This is a genomic window from Rhizobium sp. P2_G9 (assembly GCF_056403475.1).
The window spans coordinates 125,551-144,562 of the sequence record NZ_JBFUFK010000004.1 but is presented as its reverse complement, the minus strand read 5'-3'; the positions used below and the strand labels follow the sequence as shown (position 1 = coordinate 144,562).

The 19,012-nt window shown below is 61.4% G+C and carries 16 protein-coding genes; 10 read left to right on the top strand and 6 right to left on the bottom strand.

Going from position 1 to position 19,012, the window contains the following annotated elements:
- The first annotated feature begins 71 nt into the window (after positions 1-71).
- Positions 72-536, top strand: coding sequence for a tRNA (cytidine(34)-2'-O)-methyltransferase (locus AC1DYF_RS05015; protein WP_477875581.1), 465 nt, complete (start codon positions 72-74; stop codon positions 534-536).
- 14 nt (positions 537-550) lie between these two features.
- On the opposite strand, the gene AC1DYF_RS05010 is transcribed toward AC1DYF_RS05015, so the two are convergent.
- Positions 551-2,539, bottom strand: a complete 1,989-nt coding sequence (locus AC1DYF_RS05010; RefSeq protein WP_477875665.1) for a putative bifunctional diguanylate cyclase/phosphodiesterase — start codon at positions 2,537-2,539, stop codon at positions 551-553.
- 308 nt (positions 2,540-2,847) lie between these two features.
- Between AC1DYF_RS05010 and hemF the strand changes: the two genes are divergently transcribed.
- Positions 2,848-3,759 (top strand): oxygen-dependent coproporphyrinogen oxidase, encoded by a 912-nt coding sequence (gene hemF / locus AC1DYF_RS05005; protein ID WP_477875580.1) that lies wholly within the window; start codon positions 2,848-2,850, stop codon positions 3,757-3,759.
- Between the two features lie 194 nt (positions 3,760-3,953).
- Complete coding sequence (locus AC1DYF_RS05000; protein ID WP_477875579.1) at positions 3,954-4,163, top strand: hypothetical protein; 210 nt, start codon at positions 3,954-3,956, stop codon at positions 4,161-4,163.
- 37 nt (positions 4,164-4,200) lie between these two features.
- On the opposite strand, the gene AC1DYF_RS04995 is transcribed toward AC1DYF_RS05000, so the two are convergent.
- The 3 genes from AC1DYF_RS04995 to AC1DYF_RS04985 are packed head-to-tail and all read right to left on the bottom strand — an operon-like array spanning position 4,201 to position 6,709.
- Positions 4,201-5,445: a CCA tRNA nucleotidyltransferase gene (locus tag AC1DYF_RS04995; RefSeq protein WP_477875578.1), complete on the bottom strand. Its 1,245-nt coding sequence runs from the start codon at positions 5,443-5,445 to the stop codon at positions 4,201-4,203.
- The gene (locus tag AC1DYF_RS04990; protein ID WP_477875577.1) at positions 5,442-6,089 is read right to left on the bottom strand and encodes an NUDIX hydrolase; all 648 of its coding nucleotides are present in this window, start codon (positions 6,087-6,089) and stop codon (positions 5,442-5,444) included. Before AC1DYF_RS04990 ends, AC1DYF_RS04995 begins: the two co-directional genes overlap by 4 nt.
- Complete coding sequence (locus AC1DYF_RS04985; RefSeq protein WP_477875576.1) at positions 6,086-6,709, bottom strand: DUF1285 domain-containing protein; 624 nt, start codon at positions 6,707-6,709, stop codon at positions 6,086-6,088. The genes AC1DYF_RS04990 and AC1DYF_RS04985 overlap by 4 nt, the downstream gene beginning before the upstream one ends.
- Before the next feature lie 151 nt (positions 6,710-6,860).
- Between AC1DYF_RS04985 and AC1DYF_RS04980 the strand changes: the two genes are divergently transcribed.
- The 4 genes from AC1DYF_RS04980 to AC1DYF_RS04965 are packed head-to-tail and all read left to right on the top strand — an operon-like array spanning position 6,861 to position 13,662.
- Positions 6,861-7,874 (top strand): AAA family ATPase, encoded by a 1,014-nt coding sequence (locus AC1DYF_RS04980; protein WP_477875575.1) that lies wholly within the window; start codon positions 6,861-6,863, stop codon positions 7,872-7,874.
- A 15-nt stretch (positions 7,875-7,889) separates the two neighbouring features.
- Entirely contained in the window at positions 7,890-8,807 is a 918-nt protein-coding gene (locus AC1DYF_RS04975; RefSeq protein ID WP_477875574.1) for a DUF58 domain-containing protein, read from the top strand.
- 3 nt (positions 8,808-8,810) lie between these two features.
- Complete coding sequence (locus AC1DYF_RS04970; RefSeq protein WP_477875573.1) at positions 8,811-11,591, top strand: DUF4159 domain-containing protein; 2,781 nt, start codon at positions 8,811-8,813, stop codon at positions 11,589-11,591.
- Between the two features lies 1 nt (position 11,592).
- Positions 11,593-13,662 (top strand): hypothetical protein, encoded by a 2,070-nt coding sequence (locus AC1DYF_RS04965; protein ID WP_477875572.1) that lies wholly within the window; start codon positions 11,593-11,595, stop codon positions 13,660-13,662.
- A gap of 46 nt (positions 13,663-13,708) precedes the next feature.
- Here the strand turns inward: AC1DYF_RS04965 and AC1DYF_RS04960 are convergent, their stop codons facing one another.
- Complete coding sequence (locus AC1DYF_RS04960) at positions 13,709-14,263, bottom strand: GNAT family N-acetyltransferase (protein ID WP_477875571.1); 555 nt, start codon at positions 14,261-14,263, stop codon at positions 13,709-13,711.
- A 248-nt stretch (positions 14,264-14,511) separates the two neighbouring features.
- On the opposite strand from AC1DYF_RS04960, the gene AC1DYF_RS04955 reads away from it, so the two are divergent.
- Entirely contained in the window at positions 14,512-15,465 is a 954-nt protein-coding gene (locus AC1DYF_RS04955) for a glutathione S-transferase family protein (RefSeq protein ID WP_477875570.1), read from the top strand.
- A gap of 199 nt (positions 15,466-15,664) precedes the next feature.
- Complete coding sequence (locus AC1DYF_RS04950) at positions 15,665-17,368, top strand: methyl-accepting chemotaxis protein (protein WP_477875569.1); 1,704 nt, start codon at positions 15,665-15,667, stop codon at positions 17,366-17,368.
- 51 nt (positions 17,369-17,419) lie between these two features.
- Here AC1DYF_RS04950 and AC1DYF_RS04945 read toward each other — a convergent pair whose 3' ends face one another.
- The gene (locus AC1DYF_RS04945; RefSeq protein ID WP_477875568.1) at positions 17,420-17,911 is read right to left on the bottom strand and encodes an NUDIX domain-containing protein; all 492 of its coding nucleotides are present in this window, start codon (positions 17,909-17,911) and stop codon (positions 17,420-17,422) included.
- Positions 17,912-17,955: 44 nt separating this feature from the next.
- On the opposite strand from AC1DYF_RS04945, the gene AC1DYF_RS04940 reads away from it, so the two are divergent.
- Positions 17,956-18,984 carry a metallophosphoesterase family protein gene (locus AC1DYF_RS04940; protein ID WP_477875567.1) on the top strand — a complete coding sequence of 343 codons (1,029 nt, stop codon included), beginning with the start codon at positions 17,956-17,958 and terminating at the stop codon, positions 18,982-18,984.
- The last annotated feature ends 28 nt before the right edge of the window (positions 18,985-19,012 follow it).

Here is a 19,012-nt window from a genome sequence, read left to right as displayed (position 1 = left end):
GAGGGGATGTTGCCAAATAGGCACAGACCGTCTACCGCATCCCAGCGCTGCCAACCCGGATCAGGCCTACCATGCCCAAGCTCTCTATTGCCCTCTACCAGCCTGATATTGCCGGCAATACCGGCACGATCCTGCGACTGGCAGCCTGTCTTGGACTGACCGTGGACATCATCGAGCCGGCCGGCTTCGACACGTCGGATCGCAACCTCAGGCGCTCCGGCATGGACTACCTGCACACCGTGCTCCTCACCCGCCATGTCGACTGGCAGCATTTCGAGGCGTGGCGCGCCGGCGCGGGCCGACGTCTCGTCCTTGCATCGACCAAGGCGGCCATGCCCTACATCGATTTCGAGTTTGCGCCGGACGACATCCTGCTTTTCGGCCGCGAGAGCGCCGGTGTGCCCGAACATGTCCATGAGGCGGCGAACGCACGCATCCTGATCCCGATGGTGGAAGGCCAGCGGTCGATCAATGTTGCCATGTCGGCGGCGATGATTGCCGGCGAAGCGCTGCGACAGGTGGGTTTTGCGAGTTGAGGTGAACCGCGCGCTCAGGCCCGGATCGCCGTATTCATCTTGCCGATGCCAGTGAAGCCAATGAAATCCTCGATCGGCAGCGGCTTGGCCCAGTAGTAACCCTGGCCGAAATCGACGCCCAGCAGGCCGAGAATATTGGCCGCACGCTGGTTCTCGACGCCTTCCGCAACAATCTTCAAGCCCAGCGACTTGGCCATCCTGACGATGGCCTCCACCAGGGCGGCGTTTTGCGGCGTGTCGAACATCTGGAAGACGAAGGACTGGTCGATCTTCAGGACCTCGACGTCGAATTTGGAAAGGTTGCCCAGGTTCGAATAGCCCTTGCCGAAATCGTCGACGGCGAAGGAAATGCCCTTCTCGGCCAAACGGCTGATCTGGCCCTTGATGTCGTATTCGTCCTCGAGCAGCAGCGATTCTGTCAGCTCGAGTTCGAGGAACTGCGGCGCAAGCCCACTCGCCTCCAGTGCATCGAGGACGATATGTTCCAGATTGCCGCGCTTGAACTGCACTGCCGAGATATTGACGGCCATGGAGAAATCGGGCGCGCCGAGCTCTTGCAGGCGCTTGCACTGCATGCAGGCATCGCGGATCACCCACTCGCCGATTTCGACGATCATGCCGGTCGACTCGGCGACAGGGATGAAGAGATCCGGACGCACCGGCACCGTTGCCTCGTCGGGGAACCACCGGAGCAAGGCCTCGGCGCCATGGATCTTGCCGGTTTCCAGCTCGAGCTTCGGCTGGAAGAACAGTCGGAATTCCTTCTTGTCGATGGCCGTCTTCAGCTTGGCCGCCATCGATACCGAGGCCATGGTCTGGCTGCTCATCGTCTCGTCATAGAGCTTGAAGACATTGCGTCCCGAGCTCTTGCCCTTGTTCATGGCAATATCGGCTTCGCGGCGCAGGCGCTCGAAATTCGTGGCGACCTCCTCGCGGATTGCGGCACCGATCGAACAGGTAAGCAGGATGAACTGATGGCCGGATCCAAGCGGCTCGGAGCATTTCTTGCGAATCACCTCCGCCATTTCGGCCACAGCTTCAGGCGTGACCGCACGCGAGGTCATGATGCCGAACACGTCGCCGCCGATGCGGAAGATGAAGCAATCCGGCGTCGCAATGCTGAGCAGCCGCTCCGCAATGGTCTTCAGCACGCTATCGCCAAAGACGTGGCCGAGCGAGTCGTTGACGGTCTTGAAATTGTCGAGCCCGATCATGAACAGCGTGCATTTGGGGCTGTTGGCAGCCGAATGCTCGTCGCGGTATTTCTTCTCGGCCATGAACAGGTTGGGCAGGCCAGTCAGCGTGTCGTGATTGGCGAGCCGGTAGATCTCGTCTTCGGAAGCCTTGGCTTTGCGGTATTCGCTGTTGTAGCGTGAGAGCAGATGCCGCATGTCATTGGCGAGCATGAACACAGTCACCGCCGTGACCGAATAAAGCAGCACGGCATCGCCGACATTCGACCAGTCGAAATAGAACTGGCCATAGTCGACCCAGTGGTATTCATTGGCCACGCCAAGCGCGATGGCGTTGGCAATGACTGCCAGATACATGATGGCGAAATGCCGGGGTGTTGCCAGGATGGCGGTAAACACCAGCGAGATGGAATTGCCGAGAATGATCTGATCGCGCAGGCCGTCGCCCTGCCAGGTGATATAAGTAACGGCGGTGAAGATCGTCCAGATGAAGATGAATTGTGCCGCGGTCGGCCGGTCGCTGTCATAGTAGCGGCGTGCCACGAACAGCACACCGAAAGTCAGGGCGGCGGCAGCGGTTAACCAAATCCCGCGGTCGAAGATTAGATTGTTGACAATCGAGAGGACGACCAACAGATTGATCGCCACGATCATCTGTTTGACGCGGCGGGCATTGTATCGGGCAAGAGCCTGGATGACGTCGAACCGGCCGGCATCAGTTCCCTGGAGCACATCGGGCGCAGTCCGACGATCGGAAAGCTTGCCGCTTGCCGCATCCTTGTCCTGCTTCTTGAACCAGTTAAATGACATGTTCAACCTGACCGCCTAAATTCTGCCCAAGACCAGGGGCCTTAGGCCTTCCTTCCTGCGCCCCGTCGCGCTGGTTCCCATCATGGATCAGTGCGACGAAATTCCGAATACCTCCCGCACTCGTAGACAGGGCACCATGCAGGACCGTATGTCTGGAATTAAGCCCGATGTTCTATCAAACGCTTAAAGTCGGCAAAAAAAATTCGTCACTTTCAAACTATCGGAACCAATGGTTGATTTTGCGTTTACAATTTTCGTTCAAGTTAACCCAGTTCTCGCCGCATCTGATTGATGGAATTTGACAGACTATGGAACGACCCGTTCTACCCACCGGCCTGCCGGCCGATATCGCCGAAAAGCAGGAAACCGCCCGCCTGTGGTTCGAAAGCCTGCGCGACCATCTCTGCGCCAGTTTCGAGGCGCTCGAAGACGAGCTCAGCGGCCCGCTTTCCGACCTGCCTGCTGGGCGCTTTGTCCGCAAGCCATGGCAGCGCCAGGACGGGCGCGGCGGCGGCGGCACGATGTCGACGCTCGAAGGCCGGGTCTTCGAAAAGGCGGCGATCCATACTTCCACCGTTTATGGCGAATTTTCGGCCGAGTTCCGCCAGCAGATGCCGGGTGCCAATGACGACCCGCGCTTCTGGGCGTCCGGAATTTCGCTGATTGCCCATCCGGTCAATCCCAATGTCCCGGCCGTTCACATGAACACCCGCATGGTGGTCACCAGTTCCTGGTGGTTCGGCGGCGGCGCCGACCTGACGCCGGTGCTGGAGCGCCGCCGCACCCAGGAGGATGCGGATTCGCGCATCTTCCATCGCGGGCTGGAGGTCACCTGCTCCCGGCATCCTGTCGCGGACTATCCGAAATTCAAAACATGGTGCGATGAGTATTTCTTCCTCAAGCATCGCAACGAAGCGCGCGGCATCGGCGGCATTTTCTACGACTGGCAGCATTCCGACGATACGGCCGGCGGCTGGGACGCCGATTTCGCGCTGACTCGCGAGATCGGCCGTGCCTTCGGCGTCATCTATCCCAAGATCGTGCGCGACAATTTTAACACGCCCTGGACTGAGGAAGACAGGGACGAGCAACTCGTCCGCCGCGGGCGCTACGTCGAATTCAACCTGCTCTACGACCGCGGCACGACCTTCGGACTGAAGACCGGCGGCAATGTCGAAGCCATCCTATCGTCGCTTCCGCCCGTGGTGCGCTGGCCTTGAATCACTCGGCCGGCGAACACCGCATCATGCTTGATCTGGATCAATGGCGGCCGACAGCGGGAATGTAAAATTCAGGTTGCCGGCCGAATGGTTCAAAACCAGTGGATAAAAAACATTTCGTATCCTGCGTCATGCTAATGGAACAAAAGTATGCTATGAATCATTTCGTTCGTGATGCGCCGGAGGAGGTAATCATGACTGTGCAAGACAATAAGACGATCAATCAGGCCAAGGCGACGGAGAAGCCGCTTGACCCTGCGTCGCTCGACTTCATCGACCGCATCTCCTATTTCGAGCGTTTCAATCCCAAGGCAGCCGACAACGACAACAAGAACGTTCCGGCGAGCGCCAAGGGTTCGGATTGCTTCAATGCTTGGGCGATGCCGGACTTTTCGCACGGCTGAGGCCGTGTAAATTGAACGTGGAAGCGACGTTGGCTTCTTAAGACGTCAGCGTCGCCAGAAGATTTTCTTTTGAGCGTTGAAAATCGGATGCGATCCATGCGCGTTCGAGACCATTGAGAACCTCTCCCATTTCGGGGCCGGGAGATATGCCCCGTTCGATCAGATCCGAGCCCTTCAGCGGAAACACGGGTTTCCGCCAGGTTTCAGCGATTTTCAAAAGCTTTCCGAACGCCGCGATGCGTCCGAGAGCTTCGAAATCGTCGTCGCCTTTCGCCACCGCCGAAGCAATCTTGAGCTTCAGTCGGGCAATTGCGCCTTCCGGCCCGTTTTCATAGAGCAGGATACGGAACTGCGCTTCAGAGATAGTCTCAGCCACATCAGGAAAATCCGCAAACTGCTGCAGGAATTTCCGCTCGGCACCCGACATCTTCAGCCGCTCCGCCATGGCGTTTAGCCGATCGGCGACCGGCGGCACGATTGCCTCGAGCCGAAGCATCGGGTTCGCTACCCAGCCGAATTTACTTTCGGCAAGCATGAGGCCCGGAATACCGTCAATGCCCCACTTTTCCGTCTCCGGCAGGATTTCGGTCAGCACGCCCGCAGTGCGCATCCAGAGTAGCGCCCGGAACGGATCGGCGGCACCCAGGAGCTTCTTCATTTCGCTCCACACCCGTTCGGCAGAAAGCGAACTGAGCTTCTTGCGCGCCGCCGCACTGGCGCGCAGGCCCTCGGCATCAGGCCGGCCGCGGCCATAAATGGCAAAGAAGCGGAAGAAGCGCAGTACGCGCAGGTAGTCCTCGGCGATCCGATCTGTAGCGGAGCCGATGAAGCGGACCGTCGCCGTCTCTATGTCCTGCAACCCGCCGACATAGTCGTGCACCATGCCGTCCTTGTCTGCATAGAGCGCGTTGATCGTCAGATCGCGCCGCTCGGCATCGGCCTTCCAGTCGCGCGTGAACTCCACGGTCGCATGCCGGCCGTCGGTCTCGACGTCGCGGCGCAGCGTCGTCACCTCGAAGGGCCGGCTGTCGATGACCAGCGTCACCGTGCCGTGCTTCAGGCCGGTGGGTACGCATTTGACACCAGCCTTTTCGGCGCGCTCGATCACCACGTCCGGCAGAAGCGTGGTGGCAATGTCCATGTCGCTGACCGCCAGGCCCATAAGGCTGTTGCGCACGGCCCCACCGACAATCCGAGCCTCGCCATTCTCATCGTTGAGCAAGCTCAGCACGCGTTGCAGGGCCGGGTCCCGGAACCAGGCATGGCCGGCAATGCTGGTCATTCATAAAGCCTTTCATAGACGGACCGGACTATACCGGCGGTGATCCCCCAGATGCGGCGATCCTCATAGGGCATGACGTAGTAATACCATTCCCGCTCGCCAAACTTTCGGCGCTCCCGCCTGTGATTGACCGGGTTCATCAGAAAAGACAGCGGTGCATCGAAGACGAATTCGACCTCGTCGGGATTGAGCGTCAGTTCGAACCCAGGCCGCACAGTCGCGAGAACCGGCGTGATGCGAAAACCCGACATGACAGGGATCGACGGCAGATGGCCGATGACGTCGACGAAATGCCGCGCCAGCCCGATCTCCTCTTCCGCCTCGCGCAGAGCCGCAATTTCCGGCGTCTCGCCGGAATCGAGCTTGCCGCCAGGAAAGGCGATCTGGCCGGAATGTTTCCTCAGTGTCGATGTCCTCTGGGTGAAGATCACCCGTGCATCGTCATCCTGTTCCACGACACCGATCAGGACCGCCGCATCCTTCAGATCCATGTTTTCGAGGCCAAGCTCGGTGCCCGCATTGAGCTTGTAGTCCCCATATTGCAGGAAATCTCCCGGCGCGCCCGCGATATGCACTTCAGCGCGGCGACGGAACTCCTCGGCCGAATAGCGCGGAACGGCTGACAGTGCCGGATGTGGCCTCATCTCGACAATCTTTCCAGCTCGTCGGCCGGCATGACCGGGAAGAGCACGCCAGCGGAGCGGACGGCAAACATCCGCCGGCCGTCGATATCGATCTCCTCGCCGAGTTCGACGAGATCGTACATGACCGGCCGCGAAACCAGCGCTTCCAGCCGGCCGCGGATATGCAGATAGGGCTTGAGCTCCTGGTTTTCGCCGGCGATCTCGAAGCGCAGCTTATGGTCAGGCCCGGCTTCCGCGACATCGCCGACATTGGTGCGGAACGTGAGCCTCTGCCCCTCGTCCGTTCCTGTCACGGCCATTTCGACGGCGAGGAACGGCGCATCCTCGATCTGTATGCCCACTTTTTCGACCGGCGTGACAAGATAGGTTTTACCGTCCTCGTCCTTCCGCAGCACGGTCGAAAACAACCGCACCAGGGGATGCCGGCCGATCGGCGTGCCCATGTAGAACCATGTCCCATCGGCGCGGATGCGCATGTCGATATCGCCGCAGAACGGCGGGTTCCATCTGTCGACCGGTGGCAGGCCTTTGCTCGGATCATTGGTATCGGCCGCCGCGCGCGCGATCAGCGAGGCGAGATCGCCGGCATTCGTCTGCGCGCTAATTTGGCCGCCTGCCATTCTTCTGTCCTCATTGCCGGTGCATAAGGCATACGCAATCTTGATTGGAATCGCGCTTGTCAGCCGTTGATACCCCTGTCAGTTTAGAAAGCAACACAACACAAGTGGTTATTTCGATTCGAACTTCAAACGTGTGGACCAGGAGAATTTCATGGGCGCATTGACACCGGTGGATGGTGCCATCGACGAAAAGGCCGTTGCGGCCGAAGCCGAGAAAGCCCTCGCCGACATCGCGCTCATCAAAACCGAAACCGGCAAGGTGATCTTCGGCCAGGAGAAGGTGGTCGAGCAGACGGTGCTCGCCGTGCTCGCCGGCGGCCATGCGCTTCTGGTCGGTGTGCCCGGCCTCGCCAAGACCCGGCTGGTTGCGACTTTGGCCACCGTTCTCGGCCTTGCCACCAACCGCATCCAGTTCACGCCCGACCTGATGCCCTCCGATATCCTCGGTTCCGAAGTGATGGACCAGGACGAAGCCGGCCGCCGCTCCTTCCGCTTCGTCAAGGGTCCTGTCTTCACAGAACTGTTGATGGCAGACGAAATCAACCGCGCCAGCCCGCGCACCCAGTCAGCGTTGCTGCAGGCCATGCAGGAATACCATGTGACCATCACCGGTCAGCGCTATGACCTGCCGCAGCCTTTCCATGTGCTCGCCACCCAGAACCCGCTGGAGCAGGAAGGCACCTATCCGCTGCCCGAAGCCCAGCTTGACCGCTTTCTCCTGGAAATCGATGTCGAATATCCGGATCTCGATGCCGAACGCCGCATCCTGCTCGAAACCACCGGCGTGACCGAAGCGCAGGCCTCGCGCGTCATCGATGCCTCCAGGCTGATGGAAATCCAGACGCTGATCCGCCGCATGCCGGTGCCGGAAAGCGTGGTCGAGGCCATCCTGAAGCTCGTCCGTTCCGCCCGTCCCGGCGAAGGCAACGAGCTCGCCAACAGCCGCATTGCCTGGGGTCCCGGCCCGCGCGCCGGCCAGTCGCTGATGCTGACTGCCCGTGCCCGCGCGCTCTACCAGGGCCGCTTCGCACCATCGATCGACGATGTCATTGCCCTTGCCGGCCCAGTGCTGCAGCACCGCATGGCGCTGACCTTCGCCGCGCGCGCCGAAGGCGTGACGATGAAGGACGTGATTTCCCGGCTGGTCGAGCCGCTGCGAAACTAAGGACACGAAAAGAAGTTGGCTCCGATTGGCCAGACCGTCACGCCGACCACGCCGGGTGCTGCCCTCGCCCGGGCGCGCGAGCGTGCGCGCATGCTGCCCGATTGCCTRGTCGAGGCACGCCGCATTGCCAATACGGTGATTGCCGGCTGGCACGGCCGCAAGAAGCGCGGCGTCGGCGAGAATTTCTGGCAGTTCCGACCCTTCGTCGAAGGCGACAGCCTGTCGCGCGTCGACTGGCGCCGCTCGGCCCGCGACGACCACACCTATATCCGCGACCGCGAATGGGAAGCGGCGCACACGATCTGGCTCTGGGCCAGCCTGTCGCCGTCGATGATGTACAAGTCCACCCTCGGCAATGTGTCCAAGGAAAGCCGGGCGCTGGTGCTGATGCTGGCGACGGCCGAGATCATGGCGCGCTCCGGGGAACGGATCGGCTGCCCGGGGGTTATGGAGCCCGTCGCCGCGCGCAATGCGGCTGAAAGGCTTGCCCATGCGCTTGCCCTTGCCGATCCCACAGACACATTGCCGGATACACGCATGATCCGGGGGTCGAGCGACATTGTCCTGTTCGGTGACTTCCTCGAACCGGTGCCGGACGTGCTCGCCGGATTGCAGCCGCTCTCCCGTCGCGGCCTGCGCGGTCATGTCGTCGAAGTCGCCGACCCTGCGGAAGAAACCTTCCCCTATGCCGGCCGCGTCGAATTCCGCGACCCCGCGACGGGTGCGAAATTCCTCTCCGGCCGCTCGGAAGCGCTGCAGGAGGAATATCGCGCCATCTATTTCGCCCGCCGCGACGCCTTGCGTGAAGGATTGCAGCATATGGGCTGGAATTTCATCGCCCACAATACCGGCCGGCTTGCCTCCGAGGCACTCGTGGCCGTGCACACCTATCTGTCCGGCCAGCCGGGCCGTGCCGTAATCGGGAGCCAGTGACCCATGGGTGCGCTCGCTTTCACCGCACCGCTGGTCCTGATCGCCCTCGCCGCCCTGCCGGCGATCTGGTGGCTGCTTAGGATCACGCCGCCGCAGCCCGAGCGTGAAGTCTTCCCGCCCTTCCGCATCCTTTTGGCACTCACCCGTCGCGAGGAAACGCCGGCAACGACACCCTGGTGGCTGCTCGCACTGCGCCTGCTGCTCGCCGGTGCCTTGATCATCGCGCTTGCCGGTCCGGTCATCAATCCCAATGCTGCCCTGGTTGGCGGGAAAGGTCCGCTTGCCATCGTGCTCGACAACAGTTGGGCAAGCGCACCGAGCTTCGAAAAGCGCCGTCATACCGCCGAAATGCTGATCCGCGAGGCTGATGCCAGCGACGCACCGGTGAGCCTCGTGTTCACTGCCGACAGCACCCATGACGCGACCTTCAAGCATGCCGACGATGCAATGAAGATGCTCGCTGCGGCAAAACCCGAACCGCTGCCCGCCGATCGCGACCGCGTCGTCGGCGCCCTGCAGACCGCCTTCAAGGATGAAAAGCCCGGCACCCTCGCCTTCATCACCGACGGCATCCAGTCATCGAAGGATGCCGCCTTCTACGACGCGCTTAAGGTGCTGGCGCCAGGCGAGGTCCACCTGATCGGCCGCCAGAACCCGGATGCGATCGCCATCACCAAAGCGGTCAACTCCGCCGAACGCCTGACGATCGACGCCACGCGCCTGGAAGCGACGCAGCCGCAAATCGTCAGCGTCTCCGCCCATGACATCCAGGGCCGCGTCGTCGGCACCGCCAAGCTCGACTTCAAGCCAGGCGAGCGCACGGCCGAGAGCTCGATCGAAGCGCCCTTCGAACTGCGCAACGACTATGCCCGGCTCTCCATCGACGGCTACGACACGGCCGGCTCGGTGCACCTGCTTGACGACAGTTTCAAGCGCCGCAGCGTCGGCCTGATCTCCGGAGAATCCGCCGATCGCAGCCAGCCGCTATTGTCGCCGCTCTATTATATCAGCCGCGCGCTGTCGCCCTTCGCCAATCTTGAAGAGGCCAAGAGCAACGACCTCGCCACCGCCATTCCCGACCTGATCAAGACGCGCCCGTCGATGATCGTGCTGGCCGATATCGGCCGCATGCCGCCCTCGGCCGAAAAGGCGCTGACTGACTGGATTGACAAGGGCGGCACACTGGTGCGCTTCGCCGGCCCGCGTCTGGCCGCCGCCCCGACCGGCGACCCGCTGATCCCGGTCCGCCTGCGCGAAGGCGAGCGCGCGCTCGGCGGCGCCATGTCCTGGGCCTCGCCGCAGCCGCTCGACACTTTCCCGCAATCGAGCCCGTTTGCCGGCCTGACGCCGCCCAAGGGCGTGCTGGTCAACCGCCAGGTTCTGGCCGAGCCGTCGCCGGACCTGCAATCGATGACCTGGGCAAGCCTCACCGACGGCACGCCACTGGTGACAGCCCGCAAGATCAATGCCGGCCGGATCGTGCTCTTCCATGTCAGCGCCGAATCCTCCTGGTCGAACCTGCCGCTGTCGGGCGACTTCGTTGAAATGCTGCGCCGGATCGTGCAGCTGTCGCACAGCACCGCCGGCACCCAGACCGCCGATGGCAAGACCGTGCTGCCGCCCTACCGGCTGCTCAACGCCAAGGGCGTGCTGACCACGGAAAAAGGCCTTGCCAAGCCGATCGAACCCGGCAAGCCGGTGATCGCCTCCTTCATCAATCCGCCTGGCCTCTATGGCGGCGAGGACGGCTTTGAGGCGCTCAACCTGTTGCCGGAAGACGCAAAGCTGCAGCCGATCGCCCTGCCGAGCGATTTGAAAGTCTTGGAAAGCGGCTTTACCGGCGATGATTCCGTATCGCTGAAGCCCTGGCTGATCACTGCAGCCGTCATTCTGGCACTGGCCGACACGCTTGCCATGCTGCTGCTTGGCGGTGCTTTCGCCCGCCGGGCGACCGCGGCAGCCGCCGTGCTTTTCATCGCCGCCGGCGCCACGTTCGGCCATTTCGACAGCGCCCGTGCCGATGATTCCAAACCCGGCGACGATGTGCTGATGTCGCGGCTCGACAAGACGCATCTCGCCTATGTGATCACCGGTGAAGAGGATGTCGACCACCTTTCCCAGCGCGGTCTGCAGGGGCTGAGCGACTATCTCTATTACCGCACCACGCTGGAGCCCGGAGACCCCGTGGGTGTCGATATTTCCAAGGACGAGCTCTCCGTCTTCCCGATCCTTTATTGGCCGGTGCATGCGACCGCAAAAATGCCGTCCGAGGAAACGATCAGCCGCATCGACGCCTATATGCGCGCCGGCGGCACCGTGCTGTTCGACACCCAGGACCAGGAATCGGCGATGACCGCCATGGGCCGCGTCAGCCCCAACACCGACCGGCTGCGCGCCATCCTCACCGATATCGACGTGCCGCCGCTTGAGCCGGTGCCCTCCGACCATGTGCTGACCAAGGCCTTTTACCTGCTGAAATCCTTCCCTGGCCGCTACTCAGGAGGCCCGCTCTGGGTCGAGGCGCAAACGACGAAGTCCGATCCCTCGCGGCCGGTCCGCGCCGGCGATGGCGTGACGCCGATCATGATCACCGGCAATGATTTCTCCGGCGCGTGGGCGACAAGCGACATGGGTGCGCCGCTGATGCCGATGGTGCCGCCGGACGAGAACCAGCGCGAAATGGCCTATCGCACCGGCGTCAACATCATGATGTATATGCTGACCGGCAACTACAAGGCGGACCAGGTGCACGTGCCGGCTCTGCTGGAACGGTTGGGGCAGTGATATGAGCGTGGTTTTCAATCCGCTGCTGCAGCCCGTCCTGATCGGCCTCCTCGCCGTCATCGCTGTTCTCTTCATTGGCTTCGGCCTCTATCGCCGCCAACGCGGCATGATCCTGCGCGCCGTAGCGCTTGCTTTGCTCATCGGCGCGCTCGCCAATCCGGTGATCGTCAATGAGGAGCGCGAACCGCTGCCGACGATCGTCGCCATTGCCGCCGATCGCAGCCAGAGCCAGGATGTCGGTGATCGCAAAGCCCAGACCGACAAGGCAGTCGAGGCACTCAGGGCCGCACTTGGCCGGTTCCACGGCATCGAGACACGGGTGATCAATGCCGCAGCCGACGAGGGCTCGGAAACGCCCTCGACGCGGCTGTTCTCCAATCTCGCCAACGAACTCGAAGATGTCCCACCTTCGCGCATCGGCGCGGTGATCGCCGTCACCGACGGCCAGGTGCATGACCTGCCGGCCAACAACAAGCTGGACGGCATCGACGCGCCGGTGCATGCGCTGATCACCGGCAAGGACGGCGAATTCGATCGCCGCATCGAGATCGTCAAGGCGCCGCGCTTCGGTCTGGTCAACCAGGACCAGCAGATGACGCTGCGCGTGGTCGATGACGGCACCAGCCGCAACGATTCGGCCGAGATCACCGTGCGCATCAACGGCGAAGTCACCAACCGCCTGGACGCCACAGCAGGCGTCGATCGCGTCGCCACCTTCAAGCTGCCGCGCGCCGGCAGCAATATCGTCGAAGTCGCGGTCAACGAAATCCCCGGTGAGGTCACGCCGATCAACAACCGCATCGTCCAGACCATCGATGGCATCCGCGAGAACCTGCGCGTGCTGCTGGTCTCCGGCGAACCGCATGCCGGCGAGCGCGCCTGGCGCAATCTGCTGAAGTCAGACGCTTCGGTCGATCTCGTCCACTTCACCATTCTCCGACCGCCGGAAAAGCAGGACGGCACCCCGATCAATGAACTGTCGCTGATCGCCTTCCCCACCCGCGAACTGTTCGTCGACAAGATCAAAGACTTCGACCTGATCATTTTCGATCGCTACCAGCATCGCGGCGTGCTGCCGATCCTCTATTACGACAACATTGCCCAATATGTGAAGGAAGGCGGCGCCCTGCTGCTGGTCTCCGGACCGGAACATGCCGGACCTGAATCGATCGCCTATACGCCGCTTTCTTCCGTGCTGCCGGCCATGCCGACCGGCCAGATGGTCAACAAGCCCTTCTATCCGCGCGTTTCCGAACTCGGCCAGCGCCACCCGGTCACACGCGGCCTGGAGGGTGGAAAGACCGAGCCGCCGCATTGGGGCCGCTGGTTCCGCGTGGTCGACGTCAACCCGCCCGAGGGCAATGTGATCATGGACGGGCCCGACAAGGACCCGTTGCTAGTGCTGTCCCACAATGGCGAAGGCCGTGTCGCCATGCTGCTGTCCGACCAGGGCTGGCTCTGGGCGCGCGGCTTTGAAGGTGGCGGGCCGCATATCGACCTCTATCGTCGCATCGCCCATTGGCTGATGAAGGAACCGGCGCTGGAAGAAGAAGCGCTGACCGCCCATGCATTCGGCCATGAGATCGAGATCACCCGCCAGACGCTGGGCGATTCCGACCCCAAGGCGATCCTGAAGAAGCCGGACGGCAGCACCGTGGAGGTGACGCTGTCGCGCTCCGAACCCGGCCTCTACAAGGGCACGCTGAAGACGCCGCTCAATGGGCTCTACGAGGTCAAGGACGGCGACCTCAACACGCTCGTCCATGTCGGCGCCGTCGACGCACCTGAATTCCGCGAAATGGTCTCGACCACGAAAAAGCTCGAACCTCTTGCCTCCGCCAACAAGGGCATCGTCAAGCGCCTCGACGATGGCGCTGATGGAGTCACCATTCCGCAGATCCTCACCGTCAATGGCAAGGTCCGCATCGATGATCCCGACCGCATGGTCATCCGCATGACCGACGAGACGACATTGAAGGGCGTCACCTCGCTGCCGCTCTTCGCCGGCTTCCTCGGACTGGGCCTGCTGGGACTGGCGCTCGGCTCGACGTGGTGGCGCGAGGGACGGTAGTCAGGCAGCCGTTTTGGTAGTTTGCCTGATCTTTCCGCAGTCGATTTCAACCAGCCTTCAATGTCAGGACGCGTTCGACATCCTCCACCGCATGCCTCTCCTCGGGCCGCCAATGGATCGTGCCCTTGAGCCGGGCATGCGCATCTTCAGCGATTGGCACCACCAGCACCCGGCCCGGATCGACAGGTGCCGGAAATTGCAGCGCTCCATAGGTAACCTTCTCGAAGCCGAGCGGCATATAGTAGGGCGGGTCGCCGACCAGCACCACGGCTTCGGAACCTCTGCGCTTCGCCGCCTCGACCGCGATCCGCACCAGTTCACGGCCGATACCCATATTCTTGTGCGATGGCCTGACAGCGAGCGGGCCGAGCAGATGACCCCTCACCTCACCCGCCATGACAGGCGTCATCCGCACGGATGCGATCGTCTCGCCCCGGTCGGCGCAGATGAAAGACAGCGAGATGTCATGTGGTCCTTGCTCACGAATCCGCGCGGCGGCGCGGGCGAAGCGGCCGGGGCCGAAGGCCTCCTCGTTGATGAGTTCGATAGACTCGTGATGGGACGGATCTTCCGTCAGGTAGACAAGGTCATGCTTCTTCATGGAAAAGACACTGCATTTGAACAAACGATAGCGATGGCGCGCCGCGCATTCGGAATGGCGGGCGGGAAAACATCATCGCGGTCGTCGCAGCAGTGTCATGCCTTGCAAAACTCTTTCGGCTAAGGTGGAAAGGCCGATAGCAGGAAAGTTTCCGCGCAACAAGAGCCAAAACGCAGCGTTCATCATTTTGGCTATCGCAAAATCCGATGGGGATTGCGATGTACGGAAAAAGCGCAAGGAGACTGATCATGGGCCTGTTGGTCGACGGCATATGGCATGATGCCTGGTACGATACGAAGGACAGCGGCGGGCAATTCATCCGTGCCGCCTCGCAATTCCGCAACTTCATCACCCCGGACGGGACGCCCGGACCGACCGGCAGCGGCGGCTTCAAGGCCGAAAGCGGCCGCTATCACCTTTATGTCTCCTATGCCTGCCCGTGGGCTCACCGCACGCTGATCTTCCGCAAGCTCAAGGGCCTGGAGGACCATATCTCCGTCTCGGTCGTGCACTTCCTGATGCTGGAAAAGGGCTGGATGTTCAAGCCGGAGGAAGACGCCACACCCGATCATCTGTTCGGCGCCTCGGCGCTGTCGGAAATCTATACCCGCGCCGACCCACACTATTCCGGCCGCGTGACCGTGCCGGTGCTGTGGGACAAGCAGACCAACACCATCGTCAACAACGAATCAGCCGAAATCATCCGTATGTTCAACTCCGCTTTCGACGGCATCACCGGCAGCAATCTCGATTTCTATCCCGAGGAGCTGCGTGGCGAAATCGACGAGCTCAACGCCTATATTTACGATTCGATCAACAACGGCGTCTACAAATGCGGTTTTGCTACAACCCAAGAGGCATATGAGAGGAATTTCGACGCCTTGTTTGCAGCATTGGATCGGCTTGAACAGCGCCTTGACGGGCAGAAATACCTGTTCGGTGACCGGCTCACCGAAGCCGACTGGCGGCTCTTCACCACGCTTGTCCGTTTCGATCCCGTCTATGTCGGCCATTTCAAGTGCAATCGGCGCCGGATCGTTGATTATCCCAATCTCTACAGATACTTGCGTAATCTCTACAACCATCCTGGCGTCAGGGATACGGTGAATTTCCACCATATCAAGCATCACTATTACGGAAGTCACAAGACAATAAACCCGAACGGAATCGTGCCGCTCGGACCGTTGCAGCAATTGGATTGACAGTCTTGCCTGGAGAAGAAATAGCGCAGTTTATCTGCGCTATTTGAGAAGCCCGACTACAAAACCAAAGGTTTATAATCTGGAGTACCCTAAATTTCTAATTATATAAATTAGCATTGTCTGAGAAACTTTCATTAAACAATAAATGCATACCCTAAGGCTATAATGCGCTGATTCATGCAGCTGAGGGGAAGCGGTGATGGGGATATTCAATCTTGGACGGGGCAACGCCGAGCGCGAGATGGCGGCGATCAGCGCGTCGCAGGCTGTAATTACTTTCGACCTGGATGGCCGCATCCTCGGCGCCAACGAAAATTTCTGTAACGCGCTCGGCTACAAGCTCGATGAAATCGTCGGCAAGCACCATTCCATGTTCGTCGACCCGGACTACGCCAAGAGCGCCGAATACCGGGAATTCTGGGCCAATCTCAAGGCCGGCAAGTTCGACCGTCGCCAGTACAAGCGCTTCGCCAAGGGTGGCCGGGCGATCTGGATCGAGGCGTCCTACAACCCGGTCCTCCATCATGGCAAGCCGGTGAAGGTCATAAAGATCGCCACCGACATCACCGAGAGCAAGCGCCAGGCGCTGGAGGATGCGAGCAAACTCGACGCGATATCGCGCTCCCAGGCTGTTATCGAATTCCAGCCGGATGGTACAATCCTCACCGCCAACAAGAATTTCTGCGACGGCCTTGGCTATCGACTCGAAGAGATCGTCGGCAAGCACCATTCGATGTTTTGCGACCGCGCCTATGCCCAATCCGAGGAATATCGCAATTTCTGGAAGAAGCTTGCCAATGGCGAGTTCTTTTCCAACGAATTCGTCCGCTACGGCAAAAGCGGCAACCCGGTCTGGATCCAGGCAGCCTATAACCCTATTCTCGACGAGAACGGCAAAGTCGTGAAAGTGGTGAAATTCGCCACCGACGTCACCGAACGCATGGCCTCGGTCGACAAGCTCGGCAAGGCGATCGCCGAGGTCGCCCAGGGCAACCTGACGGCCCGGGTCGAGGACACACTCGTGCCAAGCATGGAAAAGACGCGGGCAGACTTCAACCTTGCCGTCGATCGCCTGCGCGAAACCGTCAGGACGATCTCGGACAATGCCGGCAATATTTCCTCCAATGCCCAGCATTTGCAGGAGGGCTCCGGCGCAATCGCCGAGCGCACCGAAAGGCAGGCCGCTGCGGTCGAGGAGACCGCTGCAGCACTCGAACAGGTCACGACCACCGTAGCGGATTCCTCCAGCCGCGCCGCCGAAGCTGGCCAGCTTGTGGGCGCGACACGCGTGGCGGCGGAGAAATCGGGCGAGGTCGTGCAAAGTGCGATCGAGGCCATGGGTCGCATCGAGAATTCCTCGAAGGAAATCTCAAACATTATCGGCGTCATCGATGAGATTGCCTTCCAGACTAACCTCTTGGCACTCAATGCCGGTGTCGAAGCCGCCCGCGCCGGCGAATCCGGCAAGGGCTTTGCCGTCGTCGCCCAGGAAGTGCGCGAACTGGCGCAACGCTCGGCGAAGGCCGCCAAGGAGATCAAGGCGCTGATCACCGTTTCCTCCGAACAAGTCGGCAGCGGCGTAAAACTCGTCAATCAAACCGGTGCGGCTCTGTCTGAGATCGTCTCGCAGGTGGCGCGCATCGACGGCAATGTCAAGGCGATCGTCGAGGCTTCGCATCAGCAATCCACGGGTCTGCGCGAGATCAACGAGGCCGTCAACAGCATCGACCAGGTGACGCAGCAGAATGCCGCCATGGTCGAAGAGTCCAATGCCGCAAGCGACTCCTTGGCCGCCGAAATGAGCCAGCTCCTGGACATGCTCCGCCAATTCAACACGGACACGGGACACGATCACCGGCCGCACGGACGTGCCACGCCGCGCTTATCCGTGGTCCATTCGTAGCTGTCAACCGGCAGGGCGCGACCACTTGGCGCCCCGTTGTCTACCGTCCGATTACCAGAGCTCCTCGATCTCCGCTTCGCCGGCGAGTTCCCTGAGCCGCCTGCGTGTCGCCGAGGTCGTGCCCTCGGGTAGCTGGTCCAGCGCGAAGAAGCCGCTCTCGACGATCTCCCTGTCCCTCAGGCGTGGGGCCGTTTGACGCACCCGGCAGCGGAAGAAGACCACGTGATCGCGCTTCGATGTGCGGCGGTTGAAGTAGACATGGATGAGTTCGGCCGGCGCAGTGAGCTCCAGATTGCCCTCTTCCCTCAGCTCCTTGGCCAGCGCCTGGCGCACCGTCTCATAGCGCTCGACACCGCCGCCCGGCATGTGCCAGCCGGGAATATAGGAATGGCGGACGAGAAAGATCCGGCCCTGGTCGTCAAAACAGGCCGCGCGTACGCCAATCGTCATGCCCYTGATGAAGATGAAGACTGTGTGCACGACACGCGTCAGGATGCGGTAGCGAAGCGCACTCATCTCGGGCGGGGTGACGTCGTCGGTCATGTTTGACACTTGCTCCTCGTCCCCCGACCGCCTATGGTCCGGGCATGTTCACGCTTGCCCACATATCCGACATCCACCTGGGGCCATTGCCGGATATGTCTATTCTCGATCTGATGTCCAAGCGCATCACCGGCTACATGAACTGGCAGCGCAACCGCCGCAAGCACCTGTTCGGCGACACGCTCGACCAGCTTCTGCGCGATCTGCACAAACACGCGCCCGACCATCTTGCCATCACCGGCGACCTCGTCAACCTGGCGACCGACACCGAGATCAAGGGCGCCGGCGTGTGGTTGAAATCCTTTGCGAAGCCACATGATGTCTCGGTCGTACCCGGCAATCATGACGCTTATGTGCCGGGAGCCCTCGACGAAGCCATGGAGCAATGGCAGGCGTGGCTGGCGCCGGACATGCCGCGCGCCGATGGCCATAATTTCCCCTATCTGCGCATTCGCGGACAGGTGGCGCTGATCGGGCTGTCGACGGCAACGGCGACCCCGCCCTTCATGGCATCAGGCTATTTCGGCCGCAACCAGGCGCGGCGCTTCGCTGAACTGCTGAAGCAACTGGATGAGGCCGGCCTCTGCCGCGTGGTGATGATCCACCATCCGCCGATCCGCGGCGCCACGGCGAGCTACAAGCGCATGGTCGGCATCCGCCGCTTCGGCGCAGCGCTGCATCTTGGCGGCGCCGAACTGGTGCTGCACGGGCACACCCATCTCAATTCACTCTATTGGCTGCCGGCGCCGGGCGGCGCACGGGTACCCGTGGTCGGCATCGCCTCCGCCAGCCAGGGCAATGGTGGCCATAAGCCGCCGGCCGCCTATAATCTTTTCCGTATCGACGGCGAAAAGGGCGATTGGTCGATCAGGCGCGAACGTTATGCGCTGGCGACGGACGGCCAGTCCTTCGCCCTGGTGGAGGAAGAAAAACTTCTCGGCCCGATCGACGCCAACCCTCTGTGGCCTCCCGAGCCTTTGTCGAGGGGCGACCAACTCCCACTCAAGGGGGAAGATTTGCAAGTGGCACGCTCCGCACCTCAAATCGTCGGCGAGGATGCGACGAGAAGATAAAGTCAAAGCGGCGCCCGGACGATTTCTC

What these genes read in the sequence shown, in the direction of transcription:
- AC1DYF_RS05015 (WP_477875581.1), top strand. Translation starts at nt 72, where the DNA reads ATGCCCAAGCTCTCTATTGCCCTCTACCAGCCTGATATTGCCGGCAAT.
- AC1DYF_RS05010 (WP_477875665.1), bottom strand. Translation starts at nt 2,539, where the DNA reads ATGTCATTTAACTGGTTCAAGAAGCAGGACAAGGATGCGGCAAGCGGC.
- hemF (WP_477875580.1), top strand. Translation starts at nt 2,848, where the DNA reads ATGGAACGACCCGTTCTACCCACCGGCCTGCCGGCCGATATCGCCGAA.
- AC1DYF_RS05000 (WP_477875579.1), top strand. Translation starts at nt 3,954, where the DNA reads ATGACTGTGCAAGACAATAAGACGATCAATCAGGCCAAGGCGACGGAG.
- AC1DYF_RS04995 (WP_477875578.1), bottom strand. Translation starts at nt 5,445, where the DNA reads ATGACCAGCATTGCCGGCCATGCCTGGTTCCGGGACCCGGCCCTGCAA.
- AC1DYF_RS04990 (WP_477875577.1), bottom strand. Translation starts at nt 6,089, where the DNA reads ATGAGGCCACATCCGGCACTGTCAGCCGTTCCGCGCTATTCGGCCGAG.
- AC1DYF_RS04985 (WP_477875576.1), bottom strand. Translation starts at nt 6,709, where the DNA reads ATGGCAGGCGGCCAAATTAGCGCGCAGACGAATGCCGGCGATCTCGCC.
- AC1DYF_RS04980 (WP_477875575.1), top strand. Translation starts at nt 6,861, where the DNA reads ATGGGCGCATTGACACCGGTGGATGGTGCCATCGACGAAAAGGCCGTT.
- AC1DYF_RS04970 (WP_477875573.1), top strand. Translation starts at nt 8,811, where the DNA reads ATGGGTGCGCTCGCTTTCACCGCACCGCTGGTCCTGATCGCCCTCGCC.
- AC1DYF_RS04965 (WP_477875572.1), top strand. Translation starts at nt 11,593, where the DNA reads ATGAGCGTGGTTTTCAATCCGCTGCTGCAGCCCGTCCTGATCGGCCTC.
- AC1DYF_RS04960 (WP_477875571.1), bottom strand. Translation starts at nt 14,263, where the DNA reads ATGAAGAAGCATGACCTTGTCTACCTGACGGAAGATCCGTCCCATCAC.
- AC1DYF_RS04955 (WP_477875570.1), top strand. Translation starts at nt 14,512, where the DNA reads ATGGGCCTGTTGGTCGACGGCATATGGCATGATGCCTGGTACGATACG.
- AC1DYF_RS04950 (WP_477875569.1), top strand. Translation starts at nt 15,665, where the DNA reads ATGGGGATATTCAATCTTGGACGGGGCAACGCCGAGCGCGAGATGGCG.
- AC1DYF_RS04940 (WP_477875567.1), top strand. Translation starts at nt 17,956, where the DNA reads ATGTTCACGCTTGCCCACATATCCGACATCCACCTGGGGCCATTGCCG.